The sequence below is a fragment of the Pseudonocardia sp. N23 genome, assembly GCF_002583555.1.
Classification (GTDB): Bacteria; Actinomycetota; Actinomycetes; order Mycobacteriales; family Pseudonocardiaceae; genus Pseudonocardia.
Map to the genome: position 1 here is coordinate 111617 of NZ_BEGX01000006.1, position 15564 is coordinate 127180.

17 protein-coding genes are annotated in these 15564 nt (G+C 72.9%); 5 read left to right on the forward strand and 12 right to left on the reverse strand.

The genetic code is table 11. The features are described 5' to 3' along the window. Window positions 1–82 precede the first annotated feature (82 nt). On the forward strand, window positions 83–484 hold the full coding sequence (locus tag TOK_RS04155; RefSeq protein WP_253258168.1) for a DUF3054 domain-containing protein: 402 nt from the start codon (window positions 83–85) through the stop codon (window positions 482–484). 105 nt (window positions 485–589) lie between these two features. On the opposite strand, the gene TOK_RS04160 is transcribed toward TOK_RS04155, so the two are convergent. The 10 genes from TOK_RS04160 to TOK_RS04205 all read right to left on the reverse strand — a co-directional run bounded on the left by TOK_RS04160 (window position 590) and on the right by TOK_RS04205 (window position 9505). Beyond that, window positions 590–1168 carry a pyridoxamine 5'-phosphate oxidase family protein gene (locus tag TOK_RS04160; protein WP_098956433.1) on the reverse strand — a complete coding sequence of 193 codons (579 nt, stop codon included), beginning with the start codon at window positions 1166–1168 and terminating at the stop codon, window positions 590–592. Between the two features lie 11 nt (window positions 1169–1179). Continuing rightward, complete coding sequence (map, locus tag TOK_RS04165; RefSeq protein ID WP_098956434.1) at window positions 1180–2037, reverse strand: type I methionyl aminopeptidase; 858 nt, start codon at window positions 2035–2037, stop codon at window positions 1180–1182. A 211-nt stretch (window positions 2038–2248) separates the two neighbouring features. Then, window positions 2249–2710 (reverse strand): SRPBCC family protein, encoded by a 462-nt coding sequence (locus TOK_RS04170; protein WP_098956435.1) that lies wholly within the window; start codon window positions 2708–2710, stop codon window positions 2249–2251. Continuing rightward, window positions 2707–3171: a peroxiredoxin gene (locus TOK_RS04175; protein WP_098956436.1), complete on the reverse strand. Its 465-nt coding sequence runs from the start codon at window positions 3169–3171 to the stop codon at window positions 2707–2709. The genes TOK_RS04170 and TOK_RS04175 overlap by 4 nt, the downstream gene beginning before the upstream one ends. A gap of 43 nt (window positions 3172–3214) precedes the next feature. After that, entirely contained in the window at window positions 3215–4039 is an 825-nt protein-coding gene (locus tag TOK_RS04180; protein WP_253258169.1) for a DUF1295 domain-containing protein, read from the reverse strand. A gap of 4 nt (window positions 4040–4043) precedes the next feature. After that, on the reverse strand, window positions 4044–5432 hold the full coding sequence (locus TOK_RS04185) for a cyclopropane-fatty-acyl-phospholipid synthase family protein (RefSeq protein WP_098956437.1): 1389 nt from the start codon (window positions 5430–5432) through the stop codon (window positions 4044–4046). A 29-nt stretch (window positions 5433–5461) separates the two neighbouring features. Further along, window positions 5462–6739, reverse strand: a complete 1278-nt coding sequence (locus tag TOK_RS04190; RefSeq protein WP_098956438.1) for a cyclopropane-fatty-acyl-phospholipid synthase family protein — start codon at window positions 6737–6739, stop codon at window positions 5462–5464. After that, entirely contained in the window at window positions 6736–7500 is a 765-nt protein-coding gene (locus tag TOK_RS04195; protein ID WP_098956439.1) for a DUF1365 domain-containing protein, read from the reverse strand. Before TOK_RS04195 ends, TOK_RS04190 begins: the two co-directional genes overlap by 4 nt. After that, window positions 7497–8786, reverse strand: coding sequence for an NAD(P)/FAD-dependent oxidoreductase (locus TOK_RS04200; RefSeq protein WP_098956440.1), 1290 nt, complete (start codon window positions 8784–8786; stop codon window positions 7497–7499). The genes TOK_RS04195 and TOK_RS04200 overlap by 4 nt, the downstream gene beginning before the upstream one ends. Beyond that, window positions 8783–9505, reverse strand: coding sequence for an alpha/beta hydrolase (locus TOK_RS04205; protein WP_098956441.1), 723 nt, complete (start codon window positions 9503–9505; stop codon window positions 8783–8785). The genes TOK_RS04200 and TOK_RS04205 overlap by 4 nt, the downstream gene beginning before the upstream one ends. Window positions 9506–9722: 217 nt before the next feature. Here TOK_RS04205 and TOK_RS04210 point away from each other — a divergent pair, with 217 nt between their 5' ends. Then, window positions 9723–10520 carry a 1-acyl-sn-glycerol-3-phosphate acyltransferase gene (locus TOK_RS04210; protein ID WP_098956442.1) on the forward strand — a complete coding sequence of 266 codons (798 nt, stop codon included), beginning with the start codon at window positions 9723–9725 and terminating at the stop codon, window positions 10518–10520. 76 nt (window positions 10521–10596) lie between these two features. Here the strand turns inward: TOK_RS04210 and TOK_RS04215 are convergent, their stop codons facing one another. Beyond that, window positions 10597–11553, reverse strand: a complete 957-nt coding sequence (locus TOK_RS04215) for a fatty acid desaturase (RefSeq protein ID WP_098956443.1) — start codon at window positions 11551–11553, stop codon at window positions 10597–10599. Window positions 11554–11671: 118 nt separating this feature from the next. Then, window positions 11672–13060: a mycothione reductase gene (locus tag TOK_RS04220; RefSeq protein ID WP_098956444.1), complete on the reverse strand. Its 1389-nt coding sequence runs from the start codon at window positions 13058–13060 to the stop codon at window positions 11672–11674. A gap of 102 nt (window positions 13061–13162) precedes the next feature. Between TOK_RS04220 and TOK_RS04225 the strand changes: the two genes are divergently transcribed. The 3 genes from TOK_RS04225 (at window position 13163) to TOK_RS04235 (ending at window position 15452) form a co-directional block, all read left to right on the forward strand. Next, a complete protein-coding gene (locus TOK_RS04225) occupies window positions 13163–13657 on the forward strand; it encodes a GNAT family N-acetyltransferase (RefSeq protein ID WP_098956445.1) in 495 nt (164 codons plus the stop codon). Window positions 13658–13806: 149 nt separating this feature from the next. Next, the gene (locus TOK_RS04230; RefSeq protein WP_253258170.1) at window positions 13807–14352 is read left to right on the forward strand and encodes a lipopolysaccharide assembly LapA domain-containing protein; all 546 of its coding nucleotides are present in this window, start codon (window positions 13807–13809) and stop codon (window positions 14350–14352) included. Window positions 14353–14354: 2 nt separating this feature from the next. Beyond that, window positions 14355–15452 (forward strand): class I tRNA ligase family protein, encoded by a 1098-nt coding sequence (locus tag TOK_RS04235; RefSeq protein WP_098956446.1) that lies wholly within the window; start codon window positions 14355–14357, stop codon window positions 15450–15452. Window positions 15453–15564: the final 112 nt, after the last annotated feature.

Sequence of the window (15564 nt, forward strand, 5' to 3'; positions counted from 1 at the left end):
CTGTGATGTGTGCCAACTGTCGTCTGTGACGCCCGCACCCGGGCGCGCCGGGGCCGCGATCGGGACCGCCTACCCTGGGGTCGTGCCCGCTCTCCGAACGTCTCGCGTCGCCGCACTGGCCCTCGCCGCCGACGTCGTCGCCGTGCTGGTGTTCGCAGCGATCGGCCGCGCCGGCCACGACGAGGCGGGCGGGATCGGCGGCGTCCTGGTGACGGCCGCGCCGTTCGTGATCGGGCTGGGCGTGGCGTGGGCGACGCCGTGGGTGCGGGCCCGTCCCGCCGGGTTCGCCGCGGGTGGCACCGCCCTGGCCGGGACGGTGGTCATCGGCCTGCTGCTGCGCGCCGCGTTCACCGGCCGGCTGCCGCTGACGTTCGCCCTGGTCACCCTCGTCGCCCTCGCGGTGCTGCTGGTCGGCTGGCGCGGGGTGTCGGCGGTCGTCGCCGAGGTCGTCGACCGTCGCGCGTCGCGCTCCGCCCGCCGCTGACGGCTCGTCCGGCACACCCGGTCCGTCGCTGACCGCCCTGCTCGACGTGGGTCGACAGACCCGGCACACACCGACGTCGACAAGACCGGTGCTCGCCGCAAGGGCTCAGTCGGTGGGCGTCGCGACGGGGATCGCGGGCAGGCCGTCGAGGCTGGTGGCGTTCTTGAGCGTCCGGTAGTCGACCATCGCCTCCGGCGTCCTGCGCTCGGCCCACGAGTCGAGCAGGTCGCGCTCGCCGACGAGCTCCATCAGCGGCACCGCGTAGCCGCAGGAGTCGGAAACCCGCGCCACGTCGACGGTGACGATCGCCCGCGCCGGGTCGCGGCGGCCGGTGCCGGCGTCGCCGAACAGAGCGAGCCGCTCGTCGAATCCCGGGTCGCCGGTGAACAGGACGCTCCCCGTGCCGTGGAAGCGCACGATGTCGGGACGGGCGTCGAACGACACGAACATGATGCAGATCCGGCCGTTCTCCCGGAGGTGCGCGGCGGTCTCCGCGCCACTTCCGGTGAGGTCGACGTAGCTGAAGGTGTGGTCGTCGAGGACCCGGAACGTGCCCCTGGTGCCCTTGACCGACACGTTCACCATGCCGTCGCCCGAGAGCGGGGCCGTGGCCACGAAGAACATCGGCTGCTCGTGCACCCAGCGGGCGATGCGCTCGGTGATGGCGTCGTAGACCTTGCTCATCGCGGGCCTCCTCAGGGAAGGGTGAGAATCTCCGCGCCGTCACCGGTCACCAGCACGGTGTGCTCGAACTGCGCCGTCCGGCGCCGGTCCTTGGTGACGACGGTCCAGTCGTCGTCCCAGATGTCGTAGTCGACGGTGCCGAGGGTGATCATCGGCTCGATGGTGAACGTCATGCCCGGCTCGAGGATCGTGTCGACGTCGGGCTGGTCGTAGTGCAGGACGACGAGCCCGCTGTGGAACGACCGGCCGATGCCGTGCCCGGTGAAGTCGCGGACCACGCCGTAGCCGAAACGCTTGGCGTAGGACTCGATGACGCGGCCGACGACGTTGAGCTCACGGCCGGGCCGGACCGCCTTGATCGCACGCATCGTCGCCTCGTGGGTGCGCTCGACGAGCAGCCGGTCCTCCTCGGCCACGTCGCCCGCGAGGAAGGTCGCGTTGGTGTCGCCGTGGACGCCGCCGATGTAGCCGGTGACGTCGATGTTGACGATGTCGCCGTCCTGCACGACGGTCGAGTCGGGGATGCCGTGGCAGATCACCTCGTTGAGGCTGGTGCAGCACGACTTCGGGAAGCGCCGGTAGCCCAGCGTGGACGGGTAGGCGTCGTGGTCGACGAGGAACTCGTGGACCACGCGGTCGATCTCGTCGGTGGTGACGCCCGGCCGCACGGCCTCGCCGCCGGCCGCGAGGGCCTGCGCGGCGATCCTCCCGGCGACGCGCATCGCCTCGATGACCTCGTCGGTCTGCACCCACGGCTCGGTGCTGCGGGCCGGCGCGGCCTTGCCGACGTACTCCGGCCGCGGGATGTGCGCGGGGACGGGACGTTCGGGCGTGACGGTGCCGGGACTGAGCAGCGTGCGGGCGGGCATGTCCCCAGTTTAGGCGCTGCGCTCGCGGGCTTCCCGGCCCACTGCGGCGCAGCGCGGCCCCGGGCGCGCCAACCCATCGCCGAGTTCGACGACAGGCTGCCCACGACTGTCGGCGAACCAGTCAGCAACCCCGAACTCGGCGCAGGTCAGGCAGTGCAGGTCAGGCAGTGCAGGTCAGGCAGGTCGGGCAGTGCAGGTCGGGCAGGGCGGATCAGGCAGGCGCACCGAAGATCGTGACGAGGCGGCGCAGGGTGTCGCGGATCGACTTCGCGTTGCCCTGCGGGAACTTCATCAGCTCCATCCCGCGGGCGAAGCGCGAGCCGCCGTAGTCGAACGTCTCGGTGACGCGGGTGCCGCCGTCGACCGGGTCGAGCTCGTAGCGCCAGATCGCCTTCGCGAAGTGGCACCATGCGATCCGGCGGTCCTGCTCGAACTCCACGACGCTGTTGGTGACGCGGTAGGGCATGCCGATGCGCATGCTCATCGAGAAGCGGTCGCCGGGGCCGAGCCGGTCCGGGCCGGTGACGGCGGCGCGGACCGTGCCGGAGCCGTCGAACTCGTGGTGCCGGTGCGGGTCGGCGAGCAGGGCGAACACCTCGGCGGCAGGCGCGGCGACGACGGTGGACGCCGTCACCGTGCGGCCGGCGATGACGGCGTGGTCGGCGGGAGTCATGCGGCCCGGTGCGCGCGAAGTGCCGTGAGCGCCTCGTCGGCGTGCTGCTCGAACTTGGTCTCGCTGGAGAACTCGGCGACGACGCGGCGGTCGGTGCCGACGACGAACGTGCGGCGCCGGGTGTGCAGACCGCCGGGCAGCCACCGGCGGAAGGCGTCGAAACGCTTGGCGACGACGTGGCCGGGGTCCGACAGCAGCGGGTAGCCCAGGGTGTGGGCGGAGGCGAAGGTGCGCTGCGCGGAGACGTCGTCGCCGGAGATGCCGACGGGCGTGGCACCGACGGCGGCGAACTCGGCGGCGAGGTCGCGGAAGTGGCAGGCCTCCTGGGTGCAGCCGCCGGAGGAGGCGATGGGGTAGAAGAACAGCACGATCGGCCCGTCGGCCAGCAGCGCGGACAGGGACCGGACGGCGCCGGTCTCGTCCTGGAGTTCGAAGTCGTCGACGACGTCACCGGGCTTCATCGGAGGTCCTCTCGGTGGATGGGGACGGTCGGGTCCGGCGCGGTCATCGGTGGGCCGGTTCGCGCGGTGGCATCGGGATGAACCCGCTGGTGCGGCGAACGTAGTCGGCGTAGCCGGGGCGGCGCTCGCCGATGGACGACTCGAGCAGTTTCGCACCGGTTCCCTTGGCGAGCAGCCAGGTCATCAGCGCGGCGGAGACGAGTCCGACCAGTCCGGGGAGGTGGTGCAGGGCGAGCAGGGTCAGCCCCCACCAGACGGCGGCGTCGCCGAAGTAGTTGGGGTGCCGGGTGTAGCGCCACAGCCCGCGGTCCATGACCGTGCCCTTGTTGGCAGGGTCGGCGGTGAAGCGGGCGAGCTGGGCGTCGCCGACCGTCTCGAAGAAGAACCCGACGCACCACGACAGCACGCCGAGAACGGTGACGACGGTGGTGAGCACCCCGCCGCCGGTGCCGTACTGGCCGAGCTGCACGGGCAGCGACACGACCCACATGACGGCGCCCTGCGGCAGGTAGACCCTACGGAAGGCGTGGAGGTTCGGGTTGCCCTTCGCCTCGCGCATGATCTCGACGTAGCGCTTGTCCTCGGGCTTGCCGTGGTTGCGCCGGCCGATATGCCACGCGAGCCGCAGCCCCCACACGACGGTGAGTGCGGTGATCAGCCAGCGGCGCCAGGCATCGCCCTCGCCCGCCGACAGGATCAGCGTGGTCACGGCGACGGCGGCGAAGCCGGCGCCCCACACGATGTCGATGCCGTCGTGGCGGCCGCCGCGGGCCAGCGCGACGCCGAGGGCCACCAGCATCACGGCGAGCACGACGGCGGCGGTGACCCAGAGGTTGGTCAGCGCGGCCGACCAGGGAAAAGTCGTCACGGGATCATCGTGTCGGAGCCGGGACGTCGGCGCTCGCCGACGCGACCTCCGCCGGGGTGACGTCGGCGGCGAGGTGGGCGAGTGCCGGGTCGGGGCCGACGATCTCGGCGCGGCTGCGCGGCAGGCCGGAGCGACCGTCGGCGCCCGCCCGGACCATGAGGATCTGGTGCACACCCATGCGGTTCTCCTCGAACGCGAGCGACGCGCCGGCGAGGTAGAGCAACCACACCCGGAACTGTTCCTCGCCGACGAGTTCGACGGCGCGGGCCTTGTTGTCCTGCAACGTGTCCAGCCACGGCCGGACCGTCCAGACGTAGTGCTCGCGCAGGGAGTGGACGTCGACGACCTCCAGCCCGGCCTCCTCCAGGAAGTTCAGGGTGGAACCGAGGGGGCGCATGAACATGTCCGGGGCGACGTAGCGTTCCATGAACGCCCCGCCGCCGGGTGCGGTGTTGCCCCCGGACGCCCCGCGCGACATCTGCTGCAGCAGCAGCCTGCCGTGGGGCAGCAGCAGTGTGCGCAGCTGGGCGGCGTAGACGGGGTAGTTGTCCTCGCCGACGTGCTCGCCCATCTCGATCGAGGAGATCGCGTCGAACGGCTGGTCGGTGACCGCCCGGTAGTCCTGCAACCGGATCTCGATCTTGTCGGACAGCCCCAGCGCGGCGACGCGGGCGGTGCCGAAGTCGCGCTGCTGCGCAGAGAGCGTCACGCCGACCGCGGTCACGCCGTAGTACCGCGCGGCGTGGACCAGCAGCGACGCCCAGCCGCAGCCGACGTCGAGCAGTCGCATCCCCGGCTCGAGGCCGAGCTTGCGGCAGATCAGGTCGAGCTTGTCGCGCTGGGCGTCGGCGAGCCCGTAGTCGGGTCCGGCCTCCCGGGTCCAGTAGCCGCAGGAGTAGGCCATCTGCGGGTCGAGGAGGAACTCGTAGAAGTCGTTGGACAGGTCGTAGTGGTGGGCGATGGCGGCGCGGTCGCGGCGGCGGGTGTGCGCCCGCCCGGACAGCTGTGCCTCCGACGCCGGGGGCTTCGGTGGCGGGCCGAGGACCCCGAGCCGTGCGGCGAGCGTCGCGGCGGCGAGCTTGTCCGACGTGCTCAGCGAGACCCCGCCGAGCCCGTTGGTCCGGGCCAGCGACCAGAACCGGGCCAGCCCGACGGCGACGTCACCCTCGACGTCGAGCTCCCCGGCGACGAACGCCCGCGCCAGCCCGAGCTCGCCGGGTGCCCACAGCAGCCGCCGAAGGCCGCGGCGGTGGCGCAGCACGGCCACGGGTGCCGACGGGTCGTCGGTCGGGCCGGCCTCGCTGCCGTCCCAGGCACGGATGCGGACGGGTAGTGCCGCCCCGATGACGCGTTCGAGCAGGTCGGCGAGCTGGGGTGCGACGGGACGGGGCACGGCGGTTCCTTCCTCCAGGACGGACGGGGTCAGGCGGGGCGCTGCAGGGAGAACTGGAAGACGTCGAGGTAGCCGACGCGGAACCCGGCCTCGCAGTAGGCGAGGTAGAACTCCCACATCCGGCGGAACGTGGCGTCGAAGCCGAGGGCGGCGACCTCTGCCCAGCGGGCCTGGAAGTTGGTGTTCCAGTGCGCCAGGGTGCGGGCATAGTCCTGGCCGAGGGTGCGGCGCTGCGCGATCCGCAGCGAGCTGTGCTCGGCGAGGTTGGCCTCGATCGCCTCGACCGACGGGATCAGGCCGCCGGGGAAGACGTACTTGTGGATCCAGGTGTAGTCGCTGCGCGACACCATGAGCCGGTCGTGCGGCATGGTGATCGACTGCAGGCCGACGCGGCCACCCGGCTTGACGAGCCGGTCGAGCGTCGCGAAGTAGGTGGGCCAGTATCGCTCGCCGACGGCCTCGATCATCTCGACGGACACCACGGCGTCGTAGCTGCCCTGCGCCTCGCGGTAGTCGCGCAGCAGCACCTGTACCCGGTCGGCGACGCCGGCCTCGGTGATGCGCTGCTCGGCGAGGGCGGCCTGCTCGGCGGAGATCGTCAGGGTGGTGACGCGGGCGCCGCGCTGCGCGGCCCGGATCGCGAGCCCGCCCCAGCCGGTGCCGATCTCCAGGACGTGCATGCCGTCGGTGACCCCGGCCATGTCGAGGATGCCGTCGATCTTGCGGCGCTGGGCGTCGGCGAGCAGCCCGGGGGCCCGGTCGTCGGCGTCGGGCGGGAACCACGCCGCCGAGTACGACATCGTCTCGTCGAGGAAGATCGAGAAGAGGTCGTTGGACAGGTCGTAGTGGCGGTGGATGTTCTCCGCCGCGCCCTCGACGGTGTTCTCCTCGTCGTCGGGCTGGCGGGCCTCCACCCAGCGCCGCGCGAGCCGTTGCAGCGCGGGCGGGATGAGCTGGGAGAGCTTGGCGGCGAACGGGGTCAGCAGGTCGGCGGGGTGCGGCGAGGTCCAGTCGCCGACCATGTAGGACTCGCCGAACCCGATCTTCGACGACGTCCCCAGCCGCGCGAAGAACGCGTCGGGCCGGACGATGTCCATCCGCGGTGCGTCCGGTCCGCCCGCGCCGAGGGTCTGGCCGTCGGGGAACACGACCATGACGGGCAGGTCACGCACCGCACGCCGGAACAGCGACTCGGCGACCCGGGCCCGGAGCGGGACGCGTGGGACCTCGGCCAGCCCGGGCCAGACGCCTTCGTTGGGCCGGGGTACAGCGCGGACGGCAGGGCGCTGGACGGGTTCGGTGGTCACTGGACGCCCTCCTGGGGTGCGTGCGGCGGACGGGGGACCACGGGCAGCCGGCGCAGCCACAGCACGATGCCGTGGAGCCGGATCAACGCCGAGGTCCGGCGGGTGACGAAGGGGTGGTGCAGCACCGTCCGCAGCAGCGACGCGGGCGTCACGGCGCGGCGGGTCCCGGCGACGGTGGCGGCGAGCGCGACGCCGTCGCCCTGGTGCAGGGTCACGGCGACGGCGAGCTTCTCGCCCGGGGTGCGCAGCAGCATCCGGTAGCGGCCGTCGACGGTGAGGAACGGCGAGACGTAGAAGTCCTTGTCGGTCTCGGCGCGCCCGTTCTCGTCGGGGTGCAGCAGGTAGCAGTGCCGCTCGCCGTAGGTGTTGTGCACCTCTGCGACGACGCACACGAGCTCGCCGTCGGGATCGTGGCACCAGTACACCGACAGCGGGTTGAACACGTGGCCGAGCACGCGGGCGTTGGCGAGCATCAGGATCCGGCCGCCGCGCAGGTCGATGCCGTGCACGGCCAGATAGGTGTCGACGTTGTGGCGCAGCGTGTGCGCGGGGTCGCCGAGGTGGTCGCGGGCCTCGAAGCGGGCGAAGGGGCGCAGCGGCCGTGGCAGTCGGGGGAGGTCGTCGAGGTCGACGAGCCAGGTGTAGACGCCGTGCTCGAAGGAGCGGCCCGACGCGGCGCCCGGCGCCCGGCGCACGTGCCGCACACGGGCGTCGTAGATCGCGGGGACGACGACGCGGGTGCTGTCGAGGGTCCGGGTCACCAGGTCACCCCGAGCGCGGCCGCGGCCCGCACGCCGGACGCGGCGCCGTCCTCGTGGAAGCCCCAGCCGTGGTAGGCACCGGCGTAGGCGGTGACGTCGGTGGCGAGCCCCGGCAGCCGGCGCTGCGCGGCGACCGACCCGGGGGTGTAGATCGGGTGCTCGTAGCTCATCCGGGCGATGACGCGGGACTCGTCGACGCGGCCGGCCCCACCGAGGGTGACGACGTAGGGCGGCGCGTCGGGCAGCCGCTGCAGCCGGTTCATGTCATAGCTGACCAGCACCGCGGCGGAGTCGTCGGCGGCGCAGCGCGGCTTGAGGTAGTTCCACGACGCCCGCGCCCCGGCCCGTCGCGGCAGCACCGAGGTGTCGGAGTGCAGCCATGTCTCGTTGCGCGAGTACGAGAACGCGCCGAGGACGGCCGACTCGTCGGGGGTGGGGTCGGCGAGGATCGCGAGTGCCTGGTCGGGGTGGGTGGCGACGACGACCTTGTCGAAGTGCCGTGCCCCGCCCGCCTGGTCGCGGATCTCGACGCTGCCGCCGGTGCGCCGTACCGAGCGCACCGGGGTGGCTGTCCGCACGGCGTGCAGGTCCTTCACCAGACGTTCGACATAGCGCTGGGACCCGCCGGTGACGGTGCGCCACTGCGGGGAGCCGCCGACGCCGAGCATCCCGTGGTGGGCGAGGAAGGTGAACAGGTAGCGCGCCGGGTAGCGCAGCGACACCGCCGCGCCCGCCGACCACACCGCTGCCACGACCGGGACCATGAAGTGGTCGACGAAGTAGCGGGAGTAGCCGCCGATCGCGAGGAACGCGCCGAGGGTCACCGCGTCGGCGTCGGCGCCCCCGGTGTCGAGCAGCCGGCGGGCGTGCCGGTGGAACCGGACGACCTCGCCGAGCATCCGCACGTACGCGGGCCGCCGGAGGTTGGAGACCTGCGGGAACAGGCCCTGCACCCGGCGGGCGCCCGCGTACTCCAGGCCGCAGCCGTCGCAGCGCACGCTCATCGACATGTCGGAGCCCTGTGTGGCCACCCCGAGCTCGGCGAACAGCCGCAGCAGCGTCGGGTACGTGCGTTCGTTGTGGACGATGAACCCGGTGTCGACGCCGCGCACCATGCCGTCGGAGCCGGCGAGGTCGTGGGTGTGGGCGTGCCCGCCGACGCGGTCGTCGGCCTCGTAGACGGTGACGTCGCAGGCGCGTTGGAGCACGTGCGCGGCGGTGAGGCCCGCGACCCCGCTGCCGACGACGGCCACGGCCGGCCGGCCGGTCGTGTGCTCCGCTGTCATGACGCGGCTCCCATCCGTCCTCTGTGCAGCTCCCGCCGCAACCCACCGGGTGACGGCTCCTGCATGGCGTTCGTGATCTCCGGGTCGATCGGTTCGATGCCGAGCTCACCGAGCACGAAGCGGTGCACGAGCGAGGACCAGTCGCCGGCGCGGCGCAGCATGGCGTGGCCGTCGCCGTGCACGTCGTAGCGGGCGACGCGATCGGTCACCCGCTTCGCCGCGACGGCGTAGGCGTAGGAGCCGGCGGGGTCGGTCATCCGTTCCCGGTCGCCGTGGGCGATGACGACGGCGCGCCCGGCCAGCTGCGCGACCGGCTCACCCCCCTCCACCCACGGCGCGAGCGCGCAGACGGCGACGACGCCCGGCCCGTCGGCGGCACCGAGCGCGGCCCGCCCGCCCATCGAGTGCCCGACCAGCGCGATCGGCCGGTCCGGGTGCAGCCTGCCGAGCTCGGCGATCGCCCACTCGGCGTCGTGCAGCGCGTCGCGGGCGGCGCCGTTCCAGCCGCGGTAGCGGTAGCGAAGCAGGTACACCGCCGTCTCCGGGGTGTTCACCGCCCGCGCGAACGGAAGCATCCGCAGGTAGGCCAGTCCGCGGTGGGCGGGTTCGCGGCTGCGGGACCGGCCGCCGTGCAGCACGAGCACGACGCCGAGCGGCGCGGCCGGGACCGGGCCGAAGGGCTCGAGCCGCGGCCGGGGTTGGTCGGCGGAGTCGGGCACGGGACCTCCGGAAGGCCTCGGACGGGAGCGGGACGTGCCGTGCAAAGGTGGTGCGCCCGGTGTTCGATCCGTCCCCGACGACCGGATCGGCCCGGGGACGGACGTCACATCTCGAATCCTCACCCGCCCCGGGCCGTTCCGCGCGGCGAATCATGCGCGAGGATCGGGGCCGGACCACGACTTCCCACCGGACGGGTGGGACCGCCGGGAGGACGACATGCGAGGGAACGCCGCCGACCGGCCGCTGACTCTTTTCGAGAAGCTGCTGCTCACGCTGCGCCGGAGGCGTCGTGGGGCGGGCTTCTGGTTCGGGTTCGCCATCGAGGTGGTGTGGCCGTTCGCGATGCTGCTCACGCGGCCGTCGTTCCGTGGTGGGGAGCACATCCCGAAGACGGGCGGGGCGCTGCTGGCGCTGAACCACGTCTCGTTCTCCGACCCGGTCTTCGACACCGCGTTCGTCGTGTCGAGCGGCCGGATCCCGCGCTATCTGGCGAAGTCGGAGCTGTGGTCGGTGCCGGTGGTCAAGTGGGTGCTGGGCGGGGGCAGGCACATCCCCGTCTACCGGTCGACGACCCGGGCGGGCGACGCCTACCGTGAGGCCGTCGCGGCGCTGGAGCGTGGCGAGGTCGTCGCGTTCTATCCGGAGGGCACCTTCACCGCCGACCCCGCGGGATGGCCGATGAAGGCCAAGAACGGCATCGGCCGGATCGCGATGGTCACCGGGGTGCCGGTCATCCCCGTCGCCAACTGGGGCACCCAGGACGTGCTGCCGCCCAACGGAAAGCCCAAGCTGTTCCCGCGCAAGCGGCTGCGCATCGTGGCCGGGCCACCCGTCGACCTCTCGGCGTTCGAGGGCAAGCCCCGCACGCGCACCCATCTCGACGCCGCGACCTCGGCGATCATGGCCGACATCACCGCGCTCGTCGCGGAGCTGCGCGGCGAGCCCGCCCCGGCCACGGCGTTCGATCCCGGCCCGGCGCGCCCGGGCGTGCAGGGCACAGCGGCAGCGAGCTGACCACCAACCGGACGAACGGCGCAGTCGCGCAACTCAGCTGCGCGACTGCGCCGTTCGTTCGTGGAGCGGGAGTCGTTCAGGAGGCGCGGGTGATCCGCTGCAGCCGGCGCTCGGTGGGCCAGCGCACCGCGCTCGCCCAGCCCAGCTTCTCGAACGCCCGGATCACCCGGGCCGAGATGTCGACCTGACCGCGCTTCACGCCGTGGCGGGCGCACGTCGGGTCGGCGTGGTGCAGGTTGTGCCAGGACTCGCCGAACGACGCGATCGCCAGCGGCCACACGTTGGCCGACCGGTCGCGCGCGGCGAAGGGCCGGGCGCCCCACATGTGGCAGATCGAGTTGATCGACCACGTGACGTGGTGCAGCAGCGCCACCCGGACCAGCCCGGCCCAGAACAGCGCGGTGAGCGCGCCCTGCCACGACCAGGTGAACAGCCCGCCCAGCCCGGCAGGGACGACGAGCGTCAGCACGCTCCACAGCCCGAACAGCGAGTCGACCCGGCGGATGTCGGCGTCGGCGAGCAGGTCGGGGGTGAAGCGCTCCCTGTTGGTCTGGTCGCGGTCGAACAGCCAGCCCGTGTGCGAGTGCCAGAAGCCCTTGGCCAGCGCCACCGGGCCGGTGCCGTAGAGCCACGGCGAGTGCGGGTCGCCCTCCTTGTCGGAGAAGGCGTGGTGGCGCCGGTGGTCGGCCACCCAGGTGATCACCGGTCCCTGCATGGCGAGGCTGCCTGCGAGGGCCAGCGCGATCCGCAGCGGCCGCTTGGCCTTGAACGAGCCGTGCGTGAAGTAGCGGTGGTAGCCGACCGTGATGCCCAGCCCGCTGACGACGTAGAACACCAGCGCGATCGCGACGTCGGCCCAGCCGATGAGACCCCAGCCGACGGCGAGCGGGATCGCCGCGACCAGCGCGATCAGCGGCACCATCACGAAGACGTAGACACCGATCTGCTGGGACAGGGCCCGGGTGCCGTCGAGGATCGGCCTGGGGCCGTCGGCGCTCTCGGCCGGACGGGCCGGGCTGTCGGCAACGGTCATGGCTTCCTCACATCTGCAGGGGACGTCGCCCGGTGTTCGGCCGACGGCACGGGTGCGGATCGATCTCCATGGTAAGGGTCACCTTCGCCCGCGCGGGAGGCATGGTGATCTCCTCGGCTCAGTCGAGCGGCAGGCCGAGCAGCGCGTTCTCGACGACCTCCGGCAGCGCCGGGTGGATCCAGTACTGGCCGGTGGCCATGGTGCGGGCGTCGAGCCCGAACGTCATGGCCTGGATCAACGGCTGGATCAGCGTCGACGCCTGCGGGCCCATGATGTGCGCGCCGAGCAGGCGGCCGGTGCCGCGTTCGGCGATGAGCTTGCACAGGCCCGTCGTGTCCTCCATCGCCCAGCCGTAGGCGACGTCGCCGAACGCCTGCACCTTGGTGACGTAGTCGAGGCCGGCGGCACGGCACTCGGTCTCGGTGAGCCCGACCCCGGCCAGCTGCGGCTCGGTGAACACCGCCGACGGCACGAAGCGGTGGTCGGTGCGCCGGGGCTCGTCGGGGTGCAGCAGGTTGTGCTGGACGACGCGCATCTCGTGGTTCGCGACGTGCTTGAGCTGGAACGGGGAGCTCACGTCGCCCAGCGCCCAGACCCCCGGCGCGGACGTGGCCTGGGTGTCGTCGACGATGACGCGGCCGTCGGGGTGGGTGTCGATCCCCCCGGCGGCGACGTCGAGCCGGTCGGAGTTGGGGACCCGGCCGGTGGCGACGAGCAGCAGGTCGCCGGTGGCGGTCGAGCCGTCGGTCAGGGACAGCTCGACGGCGCCGTCGTCGAGCACCCGGGCGCTGTCGGCGACCGTGCCCAGCCGCACGTCCCAGCGCTCCTGCGCGATCGTCGTGAAGGCCTGGCCGAGCGTGTCGTCGCCGAACCGGAGCAGGTGGTCGCCGCGGGCGACGAGCGTCACCTCGACGCCGAACGCGGAGAACACGTGGGCGAACTCCGCGGCGATGAACCCGCCACCGAGGATCACGAGCCGCTGCGGCAGCTTGTCGATCCGCATGATCGTGTCCGACGTCTCGTAGGGCACGCCGGAGGCGAGGATCGGCTCGGGGACGTGCGGGCGCCCACCCGCGGCGACCACGATGCGGTCGGCCGTCACGGTCTCGGCCGGGCCGCCGTCGACGGGCTCGATCGACAGCGTCCGGTCGCCGGTGAAGCGGGCGTGGCCCAGGTAGGTGGTGACGTTCGGAGTGCGCACCGGGTCGAGCCGGTACTCCTCGCCGCCCGCGGCGATGGGGTCGATCCGGCCGAACACGCGGTCGCGGATGTCGGGCCAGCGGACGTCGTCGAGCGTGGCGTCGACGCCGTAGCGGCCTGCCCGGCGCACGGCCTCGGCGACGTCGGCGGCGTAGACGTACATCTTCGTCGGGATGCAGCCGACGTTGAGGCAGGTGCCGCCGAAGACGCCGTGCTCGACGATGGCGACGTCGAGATCGGCGAACCGGTCGTCGACGATGCTGTTGCCGGACCCGGTTCCGATGACGACGAGATCGTGATGGTGCACGCCCCGAGGCTACGTCCGTGTGCCGACGGCGGTGCCCCGCGGTCCGGTCCGTGGGCCGGTCCGGGAACACCGGCGGGGCGGTGCGTCTGGTAGGCAGTCCCGGTGAGTAGTGAGACCGGTCAGGACGGCCGCCCGGCCGACACGACGGGCGCGACGGTTCGGCGCTGCTGGGCGCTCGACCTCGACGCCGCCACCCTCTATGCGTTGCTGCGGCTGCGGGTCGACGTGTTCGTCGTCGAGCAGTCCTGCGCGTACGGCGAGCTCGACGGACGTGATCTCGAGCCGCGTGCCCGGCACTACTGGCTGGCCGGTCGCGGCAGCCCCGAACCGGTGCTGGGCACGATCCGGCTGCTCAAGGAACCCGGCGGGGGCTACCGCATCGGACGCCTGTGCACCGCCCGCGACGTGCGCGGACGCGGCCTGGGCCGCCGCCTCGTCGAGGCTGCGCTGGCCGAGGTCGGGTCGGGGGAGTGCGTCCTCGACGCTCAGGACCACCTCGCGGACTTCTACCGCGGCTACGGCTTCGAGGCCGTCGGTCCCGCCTACGACTGGGACGGTGTGGCACACGTCCCGATGCACCGGGCCGCCCGCCGCTGACCGTTCGGAGCCGACATCCCCCGGTGCCGTCCGGACCCGACACGCGCGCCGGAGTACCCACCGAACCGTCGTCACGACGGCGACGTACGGGATACTTCCGGGCACCGGGCGTGTCCACGCCGGGTGTGGCGTGACAGGAGGGTCCGAGCATGACCGACGACCGGGGCCGCGCGGGTCGCGGTGCGATCAGGTCCGGGAACGTCGGCCGGGCCGATCCGCACGCCGATCCGGCCACCGACCCGTCGATGCGTCCGGTGGAGGTGCCGGCGGACCCGTCGGGCGGGCCCACGATGCCGGTGCACACCGACCCGTCCGGCGGCCCGACCGTCCCGGTGCGGCTGCCGTCGGACGAGCCCGACGTCCCCGCCCAGCGCGACACCGCCGACGGTCCGACGCAGCGGATCCCGCGCGAGGAGCCGCCACGCTCGCGACTGGCCGGGCTGTGGATCGGGCTGATCCTGTCGGCTGTGGTCCTGCTGTTCCTGCTGATCTTCATCCTGCAGAACCTGCGTGATGTCGAGATTCACTTCCTCGGCGCCGTCGGCAACCTGCCGACCGGGGTGGCACTGCTGTTCGCCGCCATCGCGGGCGTCCTGCTCGTCGCCATCCCCGGCTCGCTGCGCATCCTGCAGCTGCGCCGCGCCGCCCGCCGCGCCCGCTCGGGCCACGCCGCCCGCGAGGCGAAGGGACGTTGACCGTGCTGCGCATCGCCGGAAACCCGCTGCCGGTCATCGGCCGGGCCCGCATGTACGTGTGTGGCATCACCCCGTACGACACGACACACCTCGGGCACGCCTCGACGTTCGTCTGGGCCGACGTGGCCGCGCGCGTCCTGCGCCACCTGGGTGTCGACGTCGACGTCTGCCGCAACGTCACCGACGTCGACGACGTCCTCGACGCCGCGGCCGCCCGTGCCGGCGTCCGCTACGACAGCTTCGCCGCCGTCCAGCAGTTCCGCTTCGACCGTGACATGGACGCCCTCGGGGTACGCCGCCCGACGCACGAGCCGAGGGCACACGTCCACGTCGCGCAGGTCGTGTCGCTCGCGGCGGCGCTGATCGAGCGCGGTGCCGCCTACCACCGCGACGGCACCGTCTGGTTCCGCGGCGCCGGGGTACGCGAGCGCGCCGGTCTCGACGCCGAGGAGGCCTCTGCCCTCTCGGCCGAGTACGGCGACCGTCGCGACGACGGCCGCGACGACCCGTTCGACGTCGTCATCTGGCGGGCGGCGGCTCCCGGCGAGCCGGCGTGGCCCAGCCCGTGGGGTGGCGGCCGCCCCGGCTGGCACGCCGAGTGCACGGCGATGTCGCTGACGACGCTCGGGCCGGCCCTGGACATCCACGTCGGCGGCGCCGAACTGCGCTACCCGCACCACGCCTACGAGGCCGCGATGGCCGAGGCCGTGACCGGGGTGACCCCGTTCTCGCGGTCGTGGCTGCATGTGGGCACCGTCCGGATCGACGGCCAGAAGATGGCCAAGTCGACGGGCAACCTGGTCCTGGTGTCCGACGTGCTGGAGACGTGGCCCGCGGCGGCGCTGCGCCTGCTGCTGGTCGACCGGGCGTGGGCGCAGCCGTGGGACTACCGGGTGAGCGACCTCGAGGCGGCCGGGGCCCGGCTGGAGCGGCTCTACGCGGCGGCCTCGCACGGTGTCACGGAGAACCCTGCCGCTGACGCCGCGGTGTCGGCCGCGCTGCTCGACGACCTCGACGTTCCCGCCGCGCTCGCCGTCGCCGAGGAGGCCGGGGGCACAGCAGCCCGCCACGTCCTGTCGATCCTCGGCCTCGGCGGCTGACGACCCCGGACACGACTCCGCGCGCAACCCGGTGATCGGGTTGCGCGCGGTCGTCGGTGACGCTCCTATGGTTCGTCAAGCTCTTGAGGTGACCGGTGGATGTTCGAGCTGT

What these genes read in the sequence shown, in the direction of transcription:
- map (WP_098956434.1), bottom strand. Translation starts at nt 2,037, where the DNA reads ATGCCCGCCCGCACGCTGCTCAGTCCCGGCACCGTCACGCCCGAACGT.
- TOK_RS04175 (WP_098956436.1), bottom strand. Translation starts at nt 3,171, where the DNA reads ATGAAGCCCGGTGACGTCGTCGACGACTTCGAACTCCAGGACGAGACC.
- TOK_RS04230 (WP_253258170.1), top strand. Translation starts at nt 13,807, where the DNA reads ATGACCGACGACCGGGGCCGCGCGGGTCGCGGTGCGATCAGGTCCGGG.
- TOK_RS04170 (WP_098956435.1), bottom strand. Translation starts at nt 2,710, where the DNA reads ATGACTCCCGCCGACCACGCCGTCATCGCCGGCCGCACGGTGACGGCG.
- TOK_RS04200 (WP_098956440.1), bottom strand. Translation starts at nt 8,786, where the DNA reads ATGACAGCGGAGCACACGACCGGCCGGCCGGCCGTGGCCGTCGTCGGC.
- TOK_RS04210 (WP_098956442.1), top strand. Translation starts at nt 9,723, where the DNA reads ATGCGAGGGAACGCCGCCGACCGGCCGCTGACTCTTTTCGAGAAGCTG.
- TOK_RS04215 (WP_098956443.1), bottom strand. Translation starts at nt 11,553, where the DNA reads ATGACCGTTGCCGACAGCCCGGCCCGTCCGGCCGAGAGCGCCGACGGC.
- TOK_RS04160 (WP_098956433.1), bottom strand. Translation starts at nt 1,168, where the DNA reads ATGAGCAAGGTCTACGACGCCATCACCGAGCGCATCGCCCGCTGGGTG.